At 66.7% G+C, this 18,967-nt stretch carries 18 protein-coding genes, 1 tRNA gene and 1 other RNA gene; 15 read left to right on the top strand and 5 right to left on the bottom strand.

The genetic code is table 11. The annotated features are described in order from the left end of the window. Window positions 1–77: 77 nt before the first annotated feature. The 3 genes from BKA25_RS26215 to BKA25_RS26205 all read left to right on the top strand — a co-directional run bounded on the left by BKA25_RS26215 (window position 78) and on the right by BKA25_RS26205 (window position 1,672). Window positions 78–905, top strand: coding sequence for a helix-turn-helix domain-containing protein (locus tag BKA25_RS26215; RefSeq protein ID WP_172803712.1), 828 nt, complete (start codon window positions 78–80; stop codon window positions 903–905). Next, on the top strand, window positions 902–1,090 hold the full coding sequence (locus BKA25_RS26210; protein ID WP_069845868.1) for a DUF397 domain-containing protein: 189 nt from the start codon (window positions 902–904) through the stop codon (window positions 1,088–1,090). Before BKA25_RS26215 ends, BKA25_RS26210 begins: the two co-directional genes overlap by 4 nt. A gap of 165 nt (window positions 1,091–1,255) precedes the next feature. Next, window positions 1,256–1,672, top strand: coding sequence for a hypothetical protein (locus BKA25_RS26205; protein WP_069845870.1), 417 nt, complete (start codon window positions 1,256–1,258; stop codon window positions 1,670–1,672). A gap of 890 nt (window positions 1,673–2,562) precedes the next feature. Here the strand turns inward: BKA25_RS26205 and BKA25_RS26200 are convergent. Next, entirely contained in the window at window positions 2,563–2,958 is a 396-nt protein-coding gene (locus BKA25_RS26200) for a MarR family winged helix-turn-helix transcriptional regulator (RefSeq protein WP_236750443.1), read from the bottom strand. A gap of 129 nt (window positions 2,959–3,087) precedes the next feature. Between BKA25_RS26200 and BKA25_RS26195 the strand changes: the two genes are divergently transcribed. Both BKA25_RS26195 and BKA25_RS26190 read left to right on the top strand, forming a co-directional pair. Then, window positions 3,088–4,125, top strand: coding sequence for a bifunctional NAD(P)H-dependent oxidoreductase/GNAT family N-acetyltransferase (locus BKA25_RS26195; RefSeq protein ID WP_216637772.1), 1,038 nt, complete (start codon window positions 3,088–3,090; stop codon window positions 4,123–4,125). 216 nt (window positions 4,126–4,341) lie between these two features. Beyond that, on the top strand, window positions 4,342–4,692 hold the full coding sequence (locus BKA25_RS26190) for an immunity protein CdiI family protein (protein ID WP_069845876.1): 351 nt from the start codon (window positions 4,342–4,344) through the stop codon (window positions 4,690–4,692). A gap of 108 nt (window positions 4,693–4,800) precedes the next feature. Here the strand turns inward: BKA25_RS26190 and BKA25_RS26185 are convergent. From BKA25_RS26185 to BKA25_RS26170, 4 genes are all read right to left on the bottom strand, one after another. Continuing rightward, window positions 4,801–4,885 (bottom strand) — tRNA-Ser (locus tag BKA25_RS26185). Between the two features lie 204 nt (window positions 4,886–5,089). Then, window positions 5,090–6,121 carry an ABC transporter permease gene (locus BKA25_RS26180; protein ID WP_084642364.1) on the bottom strand — a complete coding sequence of 344 codons (1,032 nt, stop codon included), beginning with the start codon at window positions 6,119–6,121 and terminating at the stop codon, window positions 5,090–5,092. 17 nt (window positions 6,122–6,138) lie between these two features. Next, window positions 6,139–7,641 (bottom strand): sugar ABC transporter ATP-binding protein, encoded by a 1,503-nt coding sequence (locus tag BKA25_RS26175; RefSeq protein WP_236750444.1) that lies wholly within the window; start codon window positions 7,639–7,641, stop codon window positions 6,139–6,141. After that, complete coding sequence (locus BKA25_RS26170) at window positions 7,638–8,675, bottom strand: sugar-binding protein (protein WP_069845878.1); 1,038 nt, start codon at window positions 8,673–8,675, stop codon at window positions 7,638–7,640. Before BKA25_RS26170 ends, BKA25_RS26175 begins: the two co-directional genes overlap by 4 nt. A gap of 323 nt (window positions 8,676–8,998) precedes the next feature. Here BKA25_RS26170 and BKA25_RS26165 point away from each other — a divergent pair, with 323 nt between their 5' ends. The 10 genes from BKA25_RS26165 (at window position 8,999) to BKA25_RS26120 (ending at window position 18,951) form a co-directional block, all read left to right on the top strand. Beyond that, a complete protein-coding gene (locus BKA25_RS26165; RefSeq protein WP_069845880.1) occupies window positions 8,999–9,883 on the top strand; it encodes a glycoside hydrolase family 43 protein in 885 nt (294 codons plus the stop codon). 73 nt (window positions 9,884–9,956) lie between these two features. Next, window positions 9,957–10,051: signal recognition particle sRNA small type (gene ffs, locus BKA25_RS26160), an RNA gene on the top strand. 86 nt (window positions 10,052–10,137) lie between these two features. After that, on the top strand, window positions 10,138–12,249 hold the full coding sequence (locus BKA25_RS26155; RefSeq protein ID WP_069845882.1) for a DNA polymerase III subunit gamma and tau: 2,112 nt from the start codon (window positions 10,138–10,140) through the stop codon (window positions 12,247–12,249). A 135-nt stretch (window positions 12,250–12,384) separates the two neighbouring features. Then, window positions 12,385–12,750 (top strand): YbaB/EbfC family nucleoid-associated protein, encoded by a 366-nt coding sequence (locus BKA25_RS26150; RefSeq protein ID WP_069853148.1) that lies wholly within the window; start codon window positions 12,385–12,387, stop codon window positions 12,748–12,750. Between the two features lie 77 nt (window positions 12,751–12,827). Further along, window positions 12,828–13,436 carry a recombination mediator RecR gene (gene recR / locus BKA25_RS26145; protein WP_069845884.1) on the top strand — a complete coding sequence of 203 codons (609 nt, stop codon included), beginning with the start codon at window positions 12,828–12,830 and terminating at the stop codon, window positions 13,434–13,436. Then, window positions 13,433–14,128, top strand: a complete 696-nt coding sequence (locus BKA25_RS26140) for a uridine kinase family protein (RefSeq protein WP_311734513.1) — start codon at window positions 13,433–13,435, stop codon at window positions 14,126–14,128. The genes recR and BKA25_RS26140 overlap by 4 nt, the downstream gene beginning before the upstream one ends. A gap of 132 nt (window positions 14,129–14,260) precedes the next feature. After that, on the top strand, window positions 14,261–15,958 hold the full coding sequence (locus BKA25_RS26135) for an ABC transporter substrate-binding protein (RefSeq protein WP_069845886.1): 1,698 nt from the start codon (window positions 14,261–14,263) through the stop codon (window positions 15,956–15,958). A gap of 49 nt (window positions 15,959–16,007) precedes the next feature. Beyond that, window positions 16,008–17,018 carry an ABC transporter permease gene (locus BKA25_RS26130; RefSeq protein ID WP_069845888.1) on the top strand — a complete coding sequence of 337 codons (1,011 nt, stop codon included), beginning with the start codon at window positions 16,008–16,010 and terminating at the stop codon, window positions 17,016–17,018. Beyond that, window positions 17,018–17,953, top strand: coding sequence for an ABC transporter permease (locus BKA25_RS26125; RefSeq protein WP_069845890.1), 936 nt, complete (start codon window positions 17,018–17,020; stop codon window positions 17,951–17,953). Before BKA25_RS26130 ends, BKA25_RS26125 begins: the two co-directional genes overlap by 1 nt. Window positions 17,954–17,955: 2 nt before the next feature. After that, window positions 17,956–18,951: an ABC transporter ATP-binding protein gene (locus BKA25_RS26120; protein ID WP_069845892.1), complete on the top strand. Its 996-nt coding sequence runs from the start codon at window positions 17,956–17,958 to the stop codon at window positions 18,949–18,951. Window positions 18,952–18,967: the final 16 nt, after the last annotated feature.

Here is an 18,967-nt window from a genome sequence, read left to right as displayed (position 1 = left end):
CCCTGATCGGGTATCTCGGGCCTACTACGTCGGCGTCTATCGTCTGGTACATGCCTGGCACCAGGAGTCCAATCACCGTGGCCGTCGGTGACGCGCTCGCCGAAATCCGCAGGCGTTCTGGCCTGTCTGTGCGTGAGGTTGCACGCCGGATGGAGTTGCACCACTCGGCGATCGTGCGCGCCGAAGCGGGAACGAAACGTCTCGAAGATGACGAGGTAGCCACTTTGCTGGGGCACCTCGGTGCTACGGCTGCTGAACGTCAATCGATCATGGCGATGCTGCGTGATACCGATCGATCTGCCTGGTCTGCCATGGGCCACTCGATGCCCGTGCAGCTCTCGACGTTGGTCCGCTACGAGAAGGATGCTCGGCGCATCATCGAGGTGAGTTCGGCTCTCGTGCCCGGTCTATTGCAGACGGAGAACTACATACGCGCGATCATGTCAATGGGCGACGTACCAGCCGATGAGATCGACGACCGAGTGACGTATCGGTTGGGACGCCAAGCGGTCCTGCGGCGAACGACGCCGCCAGCCCTCGAAGCGATCATCGACGAGGCCGTGCTGCTACGCCACATCGGAGGCCACGCGGTCATGGCCGAGCAGCTTCGCGAACTAGAATCGATCGCTCATGATGCGTCAGTAACGGTGCGGGTTCTGCCGCTCGAAGCAGGCGCGCACCGAGGCATGATTGGCGGCTTCACGGTGTTGGAATCACTTGACACCGCTCCTGTAGTCCACCTCGAACACCTTGACAGCGGAACCTTCGTGCACAAGCGGCCAGACACAAAGACGTTCTTGGATGCGCTGGATAGCCTGCGTTTGATCGCGCTGAGCCCGGAGGCGTCCACCGAACTCATCGCGACGCACGCGGACATTCACGCACGAGAGGCGTCAAGATCATGACGAACATGCGCGGTTGGAAGAAGTCGAGCAGATCCCAGACAGGTACCGGGTGCGTCGAGATCGGCCACGCCCCCGGCTTAGTCGGCATCCGGGACACCAAGAACCGCGATGGGGGCACGCTCGTCGTCGATCGTGCGGCCTTCGGCAACCTGCTCGACGCGGTCAAATCCAACAAGCTCGGCTGACGCTCTTGCGTACCGGTGGTGTCGAGCACGAACCGGCTCGACACCGTCAGGAATCCACAACGGCGCCTCGCTGTGGCTGCCTCAGGTCGGTCCGTGGCGACTGAAAGCTCGCCCATCCTGGAGGATTCGGCCGTCCATGGCGGATAGACCTGCTTCACTGGCTACATGAACGACCCCGGAACCACCGGCCTTCTGATCGCGGCCGGGCTCACCGTGGTTGCGCTGCTGCTTCTTCTCTACACCGGGTGGGCGCGCCGGGGCCGGTCCGCAGCGGCGCGGGAATGGATGGGCAACGACTTCGGCAGCCGGACGCAGGACGAGCGGATGACGGTGCTCGGCGCCCCGCTGTTGGCCGTGATGTGTCTGTGCATCGCCCTCGGCATCCTTCCGACGGTCGGGCGGTACCTGATGCTGGTGACCTTCCCGATCGCCGCGCTGCTGTTCCTGCCGTTCCTGGTCGTCGTCCTACTGCCGTTCGTCCCGCTGCCGAACTTCGTCTACCCACGGTGGGCCCGCCCATTACGCGAGCGCAATCGCCAATCAGAGACAGCGATCCGCGCTGCCCTCCGTCGCCGCCGCTGATAAGCCGAGACTGTGCTCGCCCCCTGCTGTGGCAGCCTTCCCATCAGTCTCGGCTTACGGTCTCGGCGAACTCATCGTAGGTAGCGCCGTTGGCTATTCTCGAACTACTTTCGGCCAGCCCGGTGACGATGTCGCCTTCGACTACATACCGTCCAGAGCATGAATGACCGAACTAGCCTTGACATTCTTGCAGGTTATCGACAGCCTCCGTTCTTCTTTGATGCTCGGGACGGCGATATTTCCAACCATACAATCGACGAGGCGATCGACTCGTGGCTACGGATGGAGATCTCCACGCCGTCGGGCCTCGGGCGGAACTGGAGCCGCCGAATACCGGTAGCTCCTTCGACCGCTGGAAGGTCGATAGCGCGCCCACCCCACAGCGCGTCGAGCACGTCGACAGCGTCCGTAGGCGTGATCCTGGCGCGGACTGGATCTGCGCCGGGCCGGACACCCTCGATGAGGACACCGTGCTCGCGCGAGGTGACGAACATGATGCCGCTCCTGTTGCAGGGTGCGAAGAAAAGAACATTGATGCTGGTCACGAGCTCACCGCCGCAATGAGTCGTTCCCGGGCAATCCGGTCGAAGATCGCCGCGACGGCAACCGTTCGGACATGTCGCTGTGGACGAGCGGACGGCGTGCGATAGCTCCAGATCGTCAGCGGGAGTCCAGCAGCGATGAGGAGTAGGCCGAGGGTGAGGAGCTGGTTCACAACGCAGCCAACAAGTCGTCGATCGGGGCCGGGCTCTGGACGGCGCAACACGAAAACACCGCCCTGGCACGCGAGCAGTCCCGCGCGGCGCTCGATAGGCTGCTCGCGGCCTACCTTCCATAAGATCGAGATGGGCACGTCCTGCCGTCGTCATCCGATGGCTCGTGATGGGTGCTCATGACGGCCCCTGGGGCTGCGCGAGCTTTCCCGCGATTCGTGCGATGTCGCTGAGATCGCGCTCGTCGAGTCGATCGGCGAAGCTACGACGCACGGATTCCAGGTGCATGGCAGTCGCTCCGCGAAGAGTGTCACGCCCAAGGGGTGTGAGCACAAGCAGGCAACCGCGACCGTCCGCTGGATCCGGATCACGGCGAATCAGCTCGCGCGCTTCCATCCGGCCAGCGTGACGCGAGAGCCTGCTTCTCGACCAGCCCATCTTCTCCGCCTGGGCATGCAGCGTGCTCGTCATCTCTGGTGCTTCGACCAGGGTGCTGAGAACTTCATAGTCCGGCTCCGAGAGCCCCGACGCCACGAGGCCCTGCACCACACTGGCCTGCACCGCGATCGTCATGCGACGGAACGCGCGCCAGGCGACTTCCTCACCCTCGCTCAGCCACGGTGCTGCGGAGCCGACCCTTCTCGTTGACATGTAATCATTCTAGCGTCTACGCTCATTTACATGTCAACGAAACCTGTGAGAGTGGTGGTTCTTACGTGCAGCACGCGACCCGGCGCGACCGGCCCCGCGGTTGCGGACTGGCTCCTGAGAACTCTCACACCACACGCCGACGCACTCGGCGTCGAACTTCGACATGTCTCACTGCGCGATCTCAACCTCCCGTTCTTCGACGAAGAGGAGCACCCTGCTCTCGGCTCCTACCGGAACCCGCACACCACAGCGTGGAGCAACATCGTCGATCCGGCAGATGGCTTTATCGCCATCACGCCCGAGTACAACTACGGCATGCCCGCAACCCTCAAGAATGCCCTCGACTATCTCAGCCATGAATGGGCGTGGAAACCCATGGGATTCGTGAGTTACGGCAACACGTCGGCAGGCACTCGGTCCGTACAACATGCAAAACAGGTGATCACGACTCTTCGCCTCGTCCCGCTCGGCTCGACCGTTGCTTTACGCCTACAAGACACGATCGATAGCGGCAGAGTGCGGCAGAATGCACATCTGACCGCGTCGGCGAACGGCTTGCTCGAGGAGCTGGTCAGGCTCGCTCACGCGCTCTCGCCCATGCGGGAGGCCGCACAACGCAGCGCCGAAGTTGGGCCGCTGCCGGGTAGCTATGCCCGCCCACTCACCTCTGAAGATGGCCCGCATGTGCTGGTTCTGCAGCGGTGCTGCTGGGTCGATGAGGCGTTGAGCAACACGACCCTAGACCTCGCTCCGTTCACTGAGACCCTCGAAGAGGTGCAAACCTGGCTGGCCGACTGGGCGGCGACCGGGCTCTGGCTCGACGGTCGTCTCATCGGAATGGTTCGCACTCGGCGCGAATCGCGAACGGGACACATCGGCAGGCTTGCCGTGGTTCCAGATCTGCACGGACAAGGAATCGGGCGCTGGCTCCTCCGGAGCGCGACAAACGCCCTGGAGGGATCATGCGACCGTATCGAACTCAGCACCGGATCGCTGAGCGCGAAGAACATTGACCTGTACACGAGCGAAGGATTCGTCCGGCAAACCGAGAACTTCACAGGAACAGTGGAACTCATCAAGCACATCTGAGGAATCGGATGACAGCGGCCCCCGGCTACGGTCGGGACAGCGGCCACCTGTGGTGGCGCACGTCTTCCCGTCCGTGCTGGATCCGGATCCACGGCGTGCTAATGAGAGAATTGCCGTTCGGTGTGTCGATGGCCGGAAAACGAACATTGCCATTGTGGTCGGAAGCAATGGGTACATCGTGACTTCCAACCCTACGGATCGAAAACTGGAAATCGTATGAATGCCGTACAGGCCGATCTTGAAATCCTGGCCGGGTATCGCCAGCCGCCGTTCTTCTTCGACGATCGGCAGCGCGAATTTCTCAACCACACCCTGGCGGAGACCGCAGAGTTCTTCCAGTTTTCTTCGGCCCTGGTCACGGAGTTGGCTGCCTGGGATTCGGAGTGTCAGGCAACGATGAACATCGACGAGCCCCAAGACGCCGGATTCAGCTCAGATGCTGCGTACCAGGCTCGGCTGCGTAAGGGCGCTGCCCTTGCTGTTCGGATCAAGAACGAAGCAACCAACATCGGGCGGGTCGGCTACCAGACTGACAGTGAGTTCGAGCGAGGTGCTGATGCCTTGTGACCGACTGGTATCGCGGATAGGCGCAACCGGCTTCGGGTGCACGTCGTACCCGCCCCACCAACGCACAAGGGCCCGAGCGCTGCACGCGCTCGGGCCCTTGACCTGCGGCGGAGGATACGGGATTCGAACCCGTGAGGGTTTTAGCCCAACACGATTTCCAATCGTGCGCCTTAGGCCGCTCGGCCAATCCTCCGCCGGAGACTTTACCCGATCGGGTTCCCGGCCCGGATACCGGCTCTGCATGGCTGATGACCTGGGCAAACATCGATCCGAGTCGCGCAGACACCAACGCCCTGCCGGGGCGGACCCGAGCCGAACCGACTCGGTTGTTCGCCCCGCGCAGGGCGGGCGTTCGTTCACTAGAGCGGCGGACCCGCAAACCCCGGGCCCGCCTCGGTCAACCTGTTCGCACCACCGACCGTCGCGAGCGGTACTCGTTGAGCATCACGGCCAGGATGATCACGGCACCCTGGATGGCCTGCTGCCAATAGGCACTGACCTGCAAGGCAATGAGTCCGTTGGTGATGACGCTCAGCAGCACCGCGCCCAGCACGGTGCCGAGGATCGTCCCCCGACCACCGAACAGGCTCGCGCCACCGATCACCACCGCGCCGATCGCCGTCAACTCATAACCGACACCCGCGCTGGGCTGGGCCACCGACAACCGGGCCGTCTCCAGCAAGCTCGACAGCGCCGCCAGTGATCCGGCCGTGGCGTAGACGAACAGCTTGACCCGGTCCACCCGGATGCCGGAGAGCACCGCGGCCGGTTCGTTCGAGCCGGTGAAGTAGACGTGGCGTCCCAGGGTGGTCCGGCTCAGCACCAGGTGCGCCCCGACCGCGACCACCGCAGCGATCCACACCGGGATCGGGATGCCCAACCACGAACCCTGGCCTAGCGCCAGGAACGGCGGGGCGAAACCGGTCTGGGTGGAACCGCTGGTCAGGCCGAGCGCCAGACCTCGGGCGATGCCGAGCATTCCCAGGGTGATGATGAACGGTGGAACTCTCGTCAACACGATCAGCACACCGTTGAGCACGCCACACGCCAAGCCGGTGAGCAGCGCGAACGGGATCGCGACGATATAGGGCAGATCGGCGACGATCACCCAGTAGCCGGTGGCCACCGAGGTCAGCGCGACCACCGAACCCACCGACAGATCGATGCCGCCGGTGGCGATCACGAAGGTCACACCGACCGCGATGATCACCACCAACGCCGCCTGCCTGGCCACCACGACCAGGTTGTCCAGCGTCACGAAGCTGTCGGTGCGGATCGCGAGTAAGGCCAGCAGCGCCAACAACACTAAGACCAGGCCGGACTCGCGGGCCCGCAGCGCGCGTTGCCAGAACGGTGCCGTCCTTGCGGCGGCCTCCTTCTCGGCCTCGGTGGGAGGGTCCGGCGGTGTCACGGACTTGGTCTCAACCATGGATGGACTCTTCCTCCTCAGCCGGCGGATGCCGTGGTCACACCGGTGGCCAGCGCCACCACCTGCTCCTCTGTGGCGCTTGCCGCATCGAGCTCCCCGACCGAACGTCCCTCGTGCAGGACGACGATCCGATCGCTCATGCCCAGGACCTCCGTGAGTTCACTGGAGATCAACACAATCGCGACGCCCTCGGCCGCCAGCCTGCGGATGATGCGGTAGATCTCGGCCTTGGCGCCGATGTCCACCCCCCGCGTCGGCTCGTCCAAGAGCAGCACCGTCGGGTTGGTGGCGAGCCACTTGGCCAGCGATACCTTCTGTTGGTTACCGCCCGAGAGCGCGCCGACGATGGAACCGACGTCCGGGCTGGCGATACGCAGGTCGCTGCGGAACCGCTCCCCGAGCTGTCGCTCCTTGGGCGGTCGGAACCAGCCGCCCGGCGCGACCTGATCCGGGACGGTCACCGAGATGTTGTTGCCGACCGACTTGTCCAGGAACAGCCCCGAGAACGCCCGGTCCTCCGACAGATAGCCGAGGCCGGCGCGTACCGCGTGCTTCGGATGCCGGAACGCCACGGACTCGCCGCGCAGCAGGACCTCGCCCTCGAACCGCTCGGCGCCGAACACCGCTTTGGCGGTCTCGGTGCGACCGGAACCGACCAGACCGGCCAGGCCGACGATCTCGCCCGCGCGCACCTGGAAGGAGACGTCGTGCACTCGGGTTCCGCTGCTCAGCCTGTTGACCTCCAGCACGACCTCGTCGCGGGCGGCATCGGAGCGCTGGCCGTAGAGCTGGGTGATCTCCCGGCCGACCATGCGGGTGACCAACGCGTCCGAGTCGGTGTCGGCCACCGTCAACACGCCGTTGTGCTTGCCGTCGCGCAGCACGGTCACCCGGTCGCACACGGCGAAGATCTCCCGCATCCGGTGGCTGACGTAGACCACCGAGACCCCATTGCCGCGAAGTCGGCGCACCACGTCGAGCAGTCGGTCGACCTCGTCCTCGGTCAACGCCGAGGTCGGTTCGTCCATCACCACCACGCGGGCCTTCGCGTTCAGCGCCCTGGCGATCTCGACGAGTTGTTGCCGTGCCAGCGACAGCGTGCCGACCTCGGCCCACGGATCGATTGTCACACCGAGTTCGGCCAGCGCCTCCTTGCTCAACCGGGACATCTCTGCCTTGTCGAGGAAACCGAGGCGGGTCGGCTCGGCGGCGACCAGGATGTTCTCGGCGACGGAGAGATCCGGCGCCAGCGTCAATTCCTGGTGGATGACCGCGATGCCATGCGCCCGTGAGGAACGCGGGTCGGTGATCCGTACCGATTCGCCGGCCAGCTCGACACTGCCCGCATCCGGGCTCACCGCGCCAGCGAGGATCTTGAGCAGCGTCGACTTGCCCGCGCCGTTCTCGCCGACCAGGCCCATCACCTCGGCCGGGTTGACCTCGAAGTCGACCTCGTCCAGTGCGCGAACGCCGGGATAGTTCTTCACCAATCCGGTCATTCGGACGGCGGGGGCGGTCACGAGACGACCTGTTCGAAGTCGTCCAGGGTGTCGAGGGTGACCGCGACGACGCCGGTGTCCAGCTCGGTCTCCTCCGGTTCCTCGCCCTGCGCCATGGCCACTAGGAGCTGCAGGCCTGCGGCCGACATTCCGTAGGGCCGCTGCGAGACGAGGAGCTGGATGCACTCGGCGCGCATCAGATCGCGGGCCTGCGGGACCGCGTCGAAGCCCGCGATCAGAACCTCGCCACAGCGGTTCTGCTGCTGTAGGGCCACGGCCGCGCCCGGTGCGTCACCGCCGTTGATGCCGACGATCGCGGACACATCCGGGTGGACGGAGAGGATCGCCTCGGTGCGGCTGGTGGCCTGCGCGAGGCTGTCGTTGGACTCCTCGATCGTGACGATCTCCATGTCCGGGTGCTCCTCGATGACCTCTTCGAGGCCGGTGAGGCGCTGTTGGGAGTTGACCGCGCCCAGGGAGCCGACGATGACCGCGATCTCGCCCTCGCCGCCGAGCTGTTCGGCGAGGTTACGGCCGAACGTGCGGCCTGCCTCGGTGTTGTCGGTGCCGATGTAGCCCTGCACCTCGCTGTCCGGCACGGGGGAGTCCCAGGCGATGACCTGGATTCCCTCTTCGCGGGCGGCCTCGATGGTGGCCTGCACCGATGCCGGGTCGTTCGGCGAGATCGCGATGCCCGCCGGTCGGCGCGAGACGGCCGCCTCGAACATCTGGACCTGCTGGCCGACGTCGGTGGTCTGCGGGCCGATGAACTCGGCGCTGACTCCCAGTCGTTCGGCGGCGGCCTCCACACCTAGTCGGGCGTCATCCCAATAGGGGTTGTCCAGCGATTTCGGTAAGAAGATGTACAAATCTTCTTCCGATTCACCCGTGACGTCGGGAATGCCCAATTCGGCGGCCAACTCGGCCGCATCGTTCTGACTTGCGTCCTGGGGGATCGCCTCGCGTTGTTCTGCCAGGTAATCGGAATTCGAGCCGCAGCTGGTCGCGACAAGGGCGACCAGGACGACGGAAACCGCGAGCGGGAACGGTCGCACCCTCGCACATCCCTTCCGTGACCACGCTGTATACGAAATATCGGATGCTATTCGAGATACTGTCGTGTCAAGTTAGGCCGGCGCTGGGAGGTCGTCAAGAACTTGATTTTCGGTTCGGACTACCCGGCTAGGCCGATCGGTCCTATGTGGTCGCAGCCGCGCGGCCCGACCCGAGACGTCCTCTCGTCCGCCGTGACCAGCCGCTCCGAACGAGCTAACCGGCTCACTCGTCCGGGGCCTTGCGGCCGATATCGGACACCGCCGAAACCACATCGGTCCACAGTGAACTGCGATGTGATCGGCTGGTGTGAAGGAGCTGCCCGATGCGAGTTCGACGTCGAATCCACGCGGTACTACTGACCGCCCTGCTGCTGGGCGCGGGAGGGATCGTGTCCGGTGCCGCACAGGCGAATCCGGCACCGCAGTCCGAGTACGTCTTCACCACGTTCACCTACGACAGTGAGAGCGATCTGCACATCTACCGGTCGTCGGACGCGCTGAACTTCGAGGCGCCCGCCGGGCCCGCGTACACCCCGTCGGACAGCCTGCTGCGGGATCCGAGCATCATCAGGCATCGCGACGGGCGCTACTACGTCGTCCACACCACCGGTTGGGACACCACGAACTTCGCGATCGCAGTCAGCAATGACCTGCAATCCTGGCAACACCTGACGACGGTATCGGTGCCGGTAGCCGGGATTCATAACACTTGGGCACCGGAATTCTTCGTCGACCCGGTCAACGGCTCGGTGAACGTGATCGTCTCGCTGGGCGCGGAGTACCGCAGCTCTTTCCGGCCCTACCTATTCACCGCATTGGACTCCTCGTTGCGCCGCTGGGGACCGCCCGCCGCGCTGCCCGGCATCGAGCCCAACTACATCGACACCTTCGTGACCTACCACCAGGGCGAGTACCACGCCTTCGCCAAGAACGAGACGGACAAGCGCATCGAACACGCCGTGGCGCCCCGGCTCGGCGGGCCCTATGAGTTCGTCCAGACCGGCGACTTCGCGGGCTGGGGGCGAGCCGAGGGGCCCGCGATCACCGAACTGCCCGACGGCCGGTACCGGATCTACATGGACGCCTACACCTCCGACCGCTTCCTCTACAGCGACAGCGCGGACCTCTACGAGTGGACCGCGCCGAGGGAACTGCCCGGCGGGTTGTCCGGCTTCGTGCGACACGGCACCGTCCTGCGCCTGAACTGAGCAGGTCAGCGCGACGCATCGGGCGGGCGGGGACCGGTGTCCACGCCCGCCGGAGATGGTCGCTACACTGACTCACGGACCCCGTGCGGCGTCCATCCTGTGAACTCCCCCAGGGCCGGAAGGCAGCAAGGGTAAGCGGGCTCTGGCGGGTGCACGGGGTCCCCTTCTGTCTCTAGGGCAAGTACGTCGGCCTCGCCCCGGCCCACGGGCAAACCGCTCGTCACGCTGTCGGACCTGCCGCGTAGCCTCGTCGTGTGGCGCTGGCCCTTTACCGCAAATACCGCCCGGCGACCTTCGCCGAGGTCGTCGGTCAGGAACATGTCACCGACCCGATTCGCACCGCGCTGTCGGCTGGTCGGATCAACCACGCATACCTGTTCTCCGGGCCCAGGGGCTGCGGGAAGACCTCCAGCGCGCGCATCCTGGCGCGCTCGCTGAACTGTGTCGAAGGTCCCACCCCCGACCCCTGTGGCACCTGTTCGTCCTGCGTGGCGCTGGCGCCGGAGGGCGCGGGCAACGTCGACGTCGTCGAGCTGGACGCCGCCAGTCACGGTGGCGTGGACGACGCCCGTGAGCTGCGTGACCGGGCCTTCTACGCGCCCGCCGAGTCCCGCTACCGCGTGTTCATCGTCGACGAGGCCCACATGGTCACGACGCAGGGCTTCAACGCCCTGCTCAAGATCGTGGAGGAGCCCCCGGAACACCTGATCTTCATCTTCGCCACCACCGAGCCGGACAAGGTGCTGCCCACCATCCGGTCCCGGACGCACCACTACCCGTTCCGGCTGATGCCGCCCGCCACGATGCGTGGCCTGCTGGAGCGGATCTGCGCCGAGGAGGGCGTCGCGGTCGACCCCGCCGTCTACCCGCTGGTCATCAAGGCGGGCGGTGGTTCCGCCCGGGACACCCAGTCGGTGCTCGACCAGCTGTTGGCGGGCGCGGGCGAGGAGGGCGTCACCTACCAGCGCGCGGTCACCCTGCTCGGCGTCACCGATGCCGCGTTGATCGACGAGATGGTCGACGGGCTGGCCACCGCCGACCACGCCGCCGTTTACGCCACGGTCGACCGGTTGGCCGACGCGGGCCACGACCCCCGCCGATTCGCCACCGATCTGCTGGAACGGCTGCGGGACCTCGTCCTGCTCCAGGCCGTGCCCGAGGCCGCGCAGCGCGGACTGGTGGACGTCCCCGCCGACCAGCTCACGGTGATGCAGCGGCAGAGCACACAGCTCGGGGCCGCGACCCTGGCCCGCTTCGCCGAGATCGTGCACTCCGGTTTGGGCGAGATGCGGGGCGCGACCGCGCCGAGGCTGCTGCTGGAACTGCTGTGTGCCCGGATGCTGCTGCCTGCGGTGTCCGATTCCGAGCAGGCCCTGTTGCAGCGCTTGGAACAGGTCGAGCTGCGGATGACGACGGGCATCGGGGTCGCACCCCCTGCGGCGGCTCCCCGCGCCGAGGCCGCCAGTCCGGCCCCGGCCGTTCGGGCACCCGCAGCGCAGGCGACCTCCCCAGCGCAGGCAGCCCCCGCCGCCGCGCCACGAACCATCGAACGGCCGCAGGCCCGCCCGCCGCAGCCGGAACCGAGCCCCGCCCAGCGCGAGGCGCCCGCCGCCGCACCACAGGCCGCCCAGACACCGACGCCGCCCGCCGCCGCACCCGACCCGGCACCGGTGGCCCCCGAGCCGGAACCCGTCGCCGCAGCACCAGCGGCCACCGGTGGCATCGATGCCGCCGCCATCCGCCGGGTCTGGACGGCGTTGCTCGGTGTCGTCCGGGAACGCAGCCGGAGCCTGGAGGCGATGCTCTCCGACGCGACGGTGCACGCCGTCCAGGGCAACCTGGTGTTGCTGACCCACATGTCCGCACCGCTGGCGCGTCGATTGGCCGACAGCCGCAATTCCGAGGCGATCGCGGCGGCGTTGGGTCAGGTCCTCGGCGGTAGTTGGCAGGTGCGCTGCGGGTCGGCCGAGGAGATGGCCGCGATCGGCGGCGGAGCGCCTGCGGCCGCTCCGAAGCAACCCGTCCGGCAGGCCGCCCCCGCCCCGCAGGCGCCGGTTCGCCCACAACGTCCCGCAGCTCAGCCCGCCGAACAGCGGCCGCGCCGGGTGGACACCGAGGACGCCGACGGCGTGCCGTTGCCACCCGAGCCCGATGACATGGAGCCGCCGGAACCCGACCCGCAGTCGACGCCCTCGGCCCCGGTTCGACGGGTCGTGCCCGCCAAGCCTTCGGAACCCGTACCGACCGAGGGCGCCGCCGAGGCAGCCGGGTCCGGCGGTTCGGGATTCGACCGCCCACCGGATCCGATGCGGGCCGCCGAGCGATTGCTCACCGAGGAACTGGGCGTCAGCAGGCTTCGGTCCTGATCGAAAGGCTCGCCGAACAAGCTCTGGCGCGCGCCGCCACGTCGCACCGACGTGCCTGGAGCACGCCGTAGGCTGGCCAGAAGGCCCCACCCGTCGTGGAGAGGAACCAGACAAGTGCAGCCCGGTGGACCCAACATGCAGCAGATCCTTCAGCAAGCACAGAAAATGCAGCAGCAGGTGCTCGCGGCCCAGCAGGAACTCGCCGAGGCCGAGGTCACGGGGACTGCGGGCGGCGGCCTGGTGACCGCGACGGTCAACGGCTCCGGTGAGCTCCAGTCGGTGAACATCGACCCCAAGGTCGTCGACCCGGACGACGCCGAGACCATCGGCGACCTGGTCGTCGCCGCCGTGCGCGATGCGAACCGGCAGGCCCAGGAACTGGCGCAGCAGAAGCTCGGCCCGGTCGCGGGTGGCCTCGGTGGCCTGGGCGACCTCGGTGGCCTCGGCGGTCTCGGCGGCGGCCCCGGCGGCCCGGCACTGCCCGGTTTCCCGGGCATGTGATTCGACCCGGAATACCGGGGCGGATTGTCGTGGACTCTCGCGACGCAAGCGCGAGTCGGCAGTAAGGAGAGGTCGGGGTGTACGAGGGTCCGGTTCAGGATCTGATCGACGAGCTGGGTCGACTGCCCGGTATCGGGCCCAAGAGCGCCCAGCGGATCGCCTTCCATCTGCTCGCCGCCGAACCCGCCGATGTGACCCGGCTGCAAGAGGTATTGCAGCGGGTCAAGGAGGGCGTGGTGTTCTGCGACGTCTGCGGCAACGTCTCGGAGGAACAGACCTGCCGGATCTGTCGCGATGTGCGACGGGACCCCCGGCTGGTCTGCGTGGTGGAGGAGCCCAAGGACGTGCCCGCCGTGGAGCGGACCCGGGAATTCCGGGGGCGCTATCACGTCCTGGGCGGCGCGCTGGATCCGTTGTCCGGCATCGGCCCGGACCAGCTTCGGATCCGGGAGTTGTTGGCCAGAATCGGCGGCACGGCCGACGGGGTCGAGGTCACCGAGGTGATCATCGCGACCGATCCGAATACCGAGGGTGAGGCTACGGCGGCCTACCTGATCCGCATGCTGCGCGACTTCCCCGGGCTCACGGTGACCCGGTTGGCCTCCGGTCTCCCGATGGGCGGCGACCTGGAGTTCGCCGACGAGTTGACCCTCGGCCGGGCCCTGTCCGGACGCCGAACGGTGTGACCGGTTCTGAACCGGCCGAGGCCGATCGGCCGGCTTCCCACGAGACGCCGGGTGAGATCTCGCAGGTCACGGAACCGGTCTCCTTCCCGGCCGGTGCGGTCGAACGACTCGCCGACTCGGTGTTGCATCGGCCGGCGAGGCTCGGCACGGTCCGGGCGATGGCGATCGACGGCCCCTCCGGATCGGGCAAATCCTCCCTCGCGGATGCCGTGGCCGCCGAACTCCGTCGCCGTGATGTGGGTGTGAGTCTGGTCCGCGCCGACGACTTCGCTACGTGGTCCGAGCCCTGGCAGTGGTGGCCCGGTTTCGAGCACGCTGTGTTAACGCCACTGCGGGCGGGTGCGCCAGCGGAGTATCGGCGGATCGTCTGGTCGGAGGCCGGCCCGGTCCTCGGGGACGTGGTCCGCGTGCCGGTTCCAGAGGTGCTCGTGCTGGAGGGCGTCTCGATGGGACGGCGAGCCGCGGAACACTTCCTCTCCTACCGGGTGTGGATCACCTGGGGCGATGAGCAGCGCAGACGTGAACGGTCGATACGTCGGGACGGCGAGACGATCCGGGAGCCGATCATCGAGTGGCAGCGGTTCGAACGCGAGTGGTTCGCCGAGGATCAGACCCCGCGACGTGCCGACCTCATCATCACTCAGCGCGGTTGGTCGACTCCAACCGATTCATCAGAACGTTACACTCAGTGAGCGAAATCCGGCGCATTCGGCTGGCAGGATTCATGCGTGTCGGGATCGTGACCCGGTAACGCTACGGATACGTAGCGAACAAGGGTTATCGTCTGCGACCAACTGTGAGTTAGCCGAACACTGAGGTGCGTGATGGCCACATCCCGAACGGCCCCGAGGTCACGGCTCCTACGGCTGAGTGCCGTCGGCCTGGCCGGAGCCCTTGTCCTGTCCGCCTGCGCTGAGTCGCAGCGGTCCGACGACACCGGTGGGGGTTCCGGTGAAGGCGGCACCTTCGTCTTCGGCGCCGCAGGCGCGCCAGCCCTGTTCGACCCCTTCTTCGCCAGCGATGGCGAGACCTTCCGCGTCTCCCGGCAGATCTTCGAGGGCCTGGTCGGCTTCGAGCCGGCAGGCGTCGACGTCGAGCCGGAACTCGCCACCGACTGGGAGTCGTCCGAGGACGGACTGACCTGGACCTTCAACCTCCAGGAGAACGTCACCTTCCACGACGGCACCCCCTTCAACGCCGAGGCGGTCTGCTTCAACTTCGACCGCTGGTACAACCAGGAGGGCACCGGGCAGAACCCGGCGATCTCCTACTACTGGAACAACACCTTCGGCGGCTTCTCCGACGGCGAGAGCCCCTCGCTGTTCGAGTCGTGTTCCGTCGAGGACGACAGCACCGCCGTCATCCAGCTGACCAGGGCGACCGGCAAGTTCCCGTCGATCCTGGGTCTGCCCTCGTTCTCCATGCAGTCGCCCACCGCGCTGGAGGAGTACGAGGCCGACAACGTACGGGCCGAGGGCGACAGCTTCGTCTTCTCCGACTACGCCCGGGAGCACCCGACCGGTACCGGTCCGTTCCAGTTCGCGTCTTACGACGAGGGCAACGCGACGATCGAGCTGACCAAGTACGACGAGTACTGGGACGCCGAGGCCGCAGCGAAGATCGACAACCTGATCTTCCGGATCATCCCGGATGAGACCACCCGGCGCCAGGAGCTCCAGTCCGGCGGTATCGACGGTTACGACCTGCCGAACCCGGCCGACTACCAGACCTTGCAGGACGGCGGCAACAAGGTCGAGATCCGCGACCCGTTCAACATCCTCTACCTGGGCATCTCCCAGAAGGAGAACGAGGCGCTGCGTGACGTGCGCGTCCGCAAGGCCCTCGCGCACGCCATCGACCGCGAAGAGCTCGTCACCTCGACGATGCCCGCCGGTGCCGAGGTCGCGACCCAGTTCTACCCGGAGTCGGTCGAGGGCTACGCCGACGACGTCGAGACCTACGCGTACGACCCGGAGCTCGCCGAGGAGCTGCTCGCGGAGGCAGGCGCCTCCGACCTGACGGTGGAGTTCCACTGGCCGACCGAGGTCACCCGGCCGTACATGCCGAACCCGCAGACCATCTTCAACGCGATCTCCGAGGACCTCGAGGCCGTCGGCATCACCGTCGAAGCGGTCAGCACCTCGTGGAACGGTGGTTACACCGAGCGCACCAACCAGGGTGACGCCCAGCTGTTCCTGCTCGGTTGGACCGGCGACTACAACACCGCCGACAACTTCATCGGCACCTTCTTCACCGAGACCGAGGGCCAGTTCTTCACCGGTGAGTCCGAGGGCGGCGAGGAGCTGTCCGAGGCGCTGCAGGAGGCCGACGCCGAGCCGGACGACGAGATTCGTGCCGGTCTCTACGAGGACATCAACCGCAACATGCTGTCCGACTGGATGCCCTCGATCCCGCTGTCGCACTCGCCGCCCGCGATCGTGGTGGGCCCGAACGTCGAGGGCCTGGTCACCAGCCCCCTCACGGCGGAGGAGTTCAACACCATCACCGTGACCGAAGAGTAGGGCGTAAGAGACCCGACTCGACTCGAATCCCACCACCAAAGGCGAACGCGTGCTCCGATACACCGTTCGGCGATTGGCCCAGATGGTGCTGGTCGTCGCTGTGCTCTCGGTGCTGCTGTTCGGTTGGCTTCGGATACTCCCAGGAGGGCCGGTCTCGGCCCTCCTGGGAGACCGTTCCACCCCCGAATCCGCAGCGCAGTTGCGAGCCGAGCTGGGCTTGGACCAGCCGATCTTCGTGCAGTACTTCAGCTTCTTGGAACGTGCTCTCACCGGGAACTTCGGCACCTCGACCGGGGTGCAGCGCGGAGTTCCCGCGATGGAGGTGTTCCTCCAGCGCTTCCCGGCGACCCTCGAGTTGTCGATCTTCGCGATCCTGATCGCGATCGCCGTCGGCGTCCCGCTGGGCTACCTGGCCGCGCGGCGGCGAGGCGGTTGGCTGGACAACCTGAGCATCGGCTGGTCGCTGGTCGGCATCGCCGTCCCGGTCTTCTTCCTGGCCTTCCTGTTCAAGTGGATCTTCGCCGTCGAACTGGGCTGGCTGCCCGCCTCCGGTAGGCAGAGCACCGGGCTGGATGCCACCAGAATCACCGGCTTCTACATCCTCGACGGCCTGATGACCAGGGAATGGGATGCGGCCTGGGATGCCGTGCTGCACCTGATCCTGCCCGCGATCGCGCTGTCGACCATCCCGTTCGCCGTGATCTTCCGCATCACCCGCGCCGCCGTGCTGGACGTGTTGGACGAGGACTACGTCCGCACCGCCAAGTCCAAGGGCCTGGCCGGTTCGGTGATCCGGCGGCGGCACGTACTACGCAACGCGATGCTCCCGGTGGTCACCACCATCGGTCTCCAGACCGGTGCGCTGCTCTCCGGGGCGGTGCTCACCGAACGGGTGTTCAACATCTCCGGGCTGGGACAAGCGCTGGCGTTGGGCTTCGAACGTAAGGACTTTCCGGTGTTGCAGGTCGTGATCATCGCCGCGGCGATGGTGTACGTCCTGGTGAACCTGGTGGTCGATCTGTCGTACGCGGCGATCGATCCCCGGATCAGGACGCGGTGATGGCGATAGGCAACGCTCGCAAGGAGCGCATCGACGCCGTGGCCGAGACGGCCGCAGCGGACTCGGGCACCAGCCTGCTGGCCTCCGCTTGGCGCAGACTCCGCCGCAGCCCGACCTTCCTGGTCGGCGTGACCATCATCGGTCTGTTCGTGCTGTTGGCGCTGTTGGCGCCATTCCTCGCACCGCACGACCCTGGCACCCGGATGCTTGCCGACCAGGTGTCGGCGGCCACCAACAGCATTCCGCCCGCGCAGGAGGGCCACCCGCTCGGCGGCGACCAGAACGGTCGCGACCTGCTCTCGCGGTTGCTGCTGGGTTCGCAGCAGACCCTGTTGGTCGCGCTGTTCGCCACCCTGATCGGGCTCGGCGGCGGGCTCACCCTCGGCACCCTGGCCGGTGCCTTCGGCGGCTGGGTCGACTCGTTCGTCATGCGGATGGTCGACGTGATGCTGTCGGTCCCGTCCCTGCTGCTGGCCGTGTCGATCGGCGCCCTGTTCGCGGGGCAGACTCAATTCACCGTGATCCTGGCGGTGGCGATCGTGCAGATCCCGGTCTTCGCCCGGTTGCTGCGGGGCGCGATGCTCGCGCAGCGCTCCAGCGACCACGTGTTGGCGGCCAAGGCACTGGGTGTTCGTCGAGGCGCGATCGTGTTCCGGCACATGCTGCCCAACGCACTCGGCCCGGTCATCGTGCAGGCCACCCTGGTGTTGGCGGTCGCGATCATCGACGCCGCCGCCCTATCCTTCCTGGGTCTCGGCGCCGCCAACGACGCGATCCCCGAGTGGGGTCAGATGCTCGGTGGCGCGCAGACGATCATCGATTCACATCCACACCTGGCGTTCTATCCAGCGAGCTGCATCATCCTGGTGGCGCTCGGCTTCACCCTCGTCGGTGAGTCGATGCGGGACGCGCTTGACCCGAAGAGGCGGCGATAAGGATGGCTCTCCTCGAAGTTCGCGATCTCTCGGTCGTCTTCGAACGCAAGGGCGAGAAGCCCTTCACCGCGGTCGACGGCATCAGCTTCGATGTGGAACCCGGCCAGACGGTCGGCCTGGTCGGCGAGTCCGGTTGCGGTAAGTCCGTGACCTCGCTGGCCATCATGGGTCTGCTGCCCCAGCACGGGGCCAAGGTCGGCGGCACCGTCGAATTCGAGGGCACCGACCTGCTCAAGCTCAACGGCAAGCAGATGGACGAACGCCGTGGCCGGGACCTCGGGATGGTGTTCCAGGACCCGCTGTCCTCGTTGAACCCGGTGGTCTCCATCGGCCTGCAGGTCACCGAGGTGCTGGAGCGGCATCGCGGCATGTCCCGCAAGGCGGCCAGGGTCGAGGCCGCCGAGCTGTTGGACCGGGTCGGGATCCCGGACCCGAACCGCAGGCTCGACGAGTACCCGCACCAGCTCTCCGGTGGGATGCGGCAACGCGGACTCATCGCGATGGCCCTGGCCTGCAAGCCGAGGCTGTTGATCGCCGACGAGCCGACCACGGCCCTGGACGTCACCATTCAGGCGCAGATCCTGTCGCTGCTCGCGAGCCTGGTGCGCGACACCGGCACCGCGCTGATCATGATCACCCACGACCTCGGTGTCGTGGCGGGCCTCTGCGACGAGGTCAACGTGCTCTACGGCGGCCGGATGGTCGAACGGGCGGGCAGGCATCGGCTGTTCTCCGAGCCGCGACACCCCTACACCTCGGGTCTGCTGGCCTCGATTCCCCGGCTCGACTCCACCAAGGGCGAGCGGTTGACCCCCATCGAGGGTTCGATGGCGGACAACCTGCCGTGGCACTCGGCGTGTGCGTTCGCGCCCCGCTGCCCGAACCGACTTGACAAGTGCGAGCAGATCAGTCCGGCGATGGAGTCCGACGACGACCGCCTGCTGCGCTGCCACAATCCGGTCGCGCGTCGGCACGAAACGCAGGAGGTGACCGGATGAGCGAGACCAGCACCGA

It is taken from the genome of Actinoalloteichus hymeniacidonis (genome assembly GCF_014203365.1).
GTDB classification, from domain to species: Bacteria; Actinomycetota; Actinomycetes; order Mycobacteriales; family Pseudonocardiaceae; genus Actinoalloteichus_A; species Actinoalloteichus_A hymeniacidonis.
The sequence above is the reverse complement of the archived record's forward strand: the minus strand, read 5'-3'. Positions and strand labels throughout refer to the sequence as shown.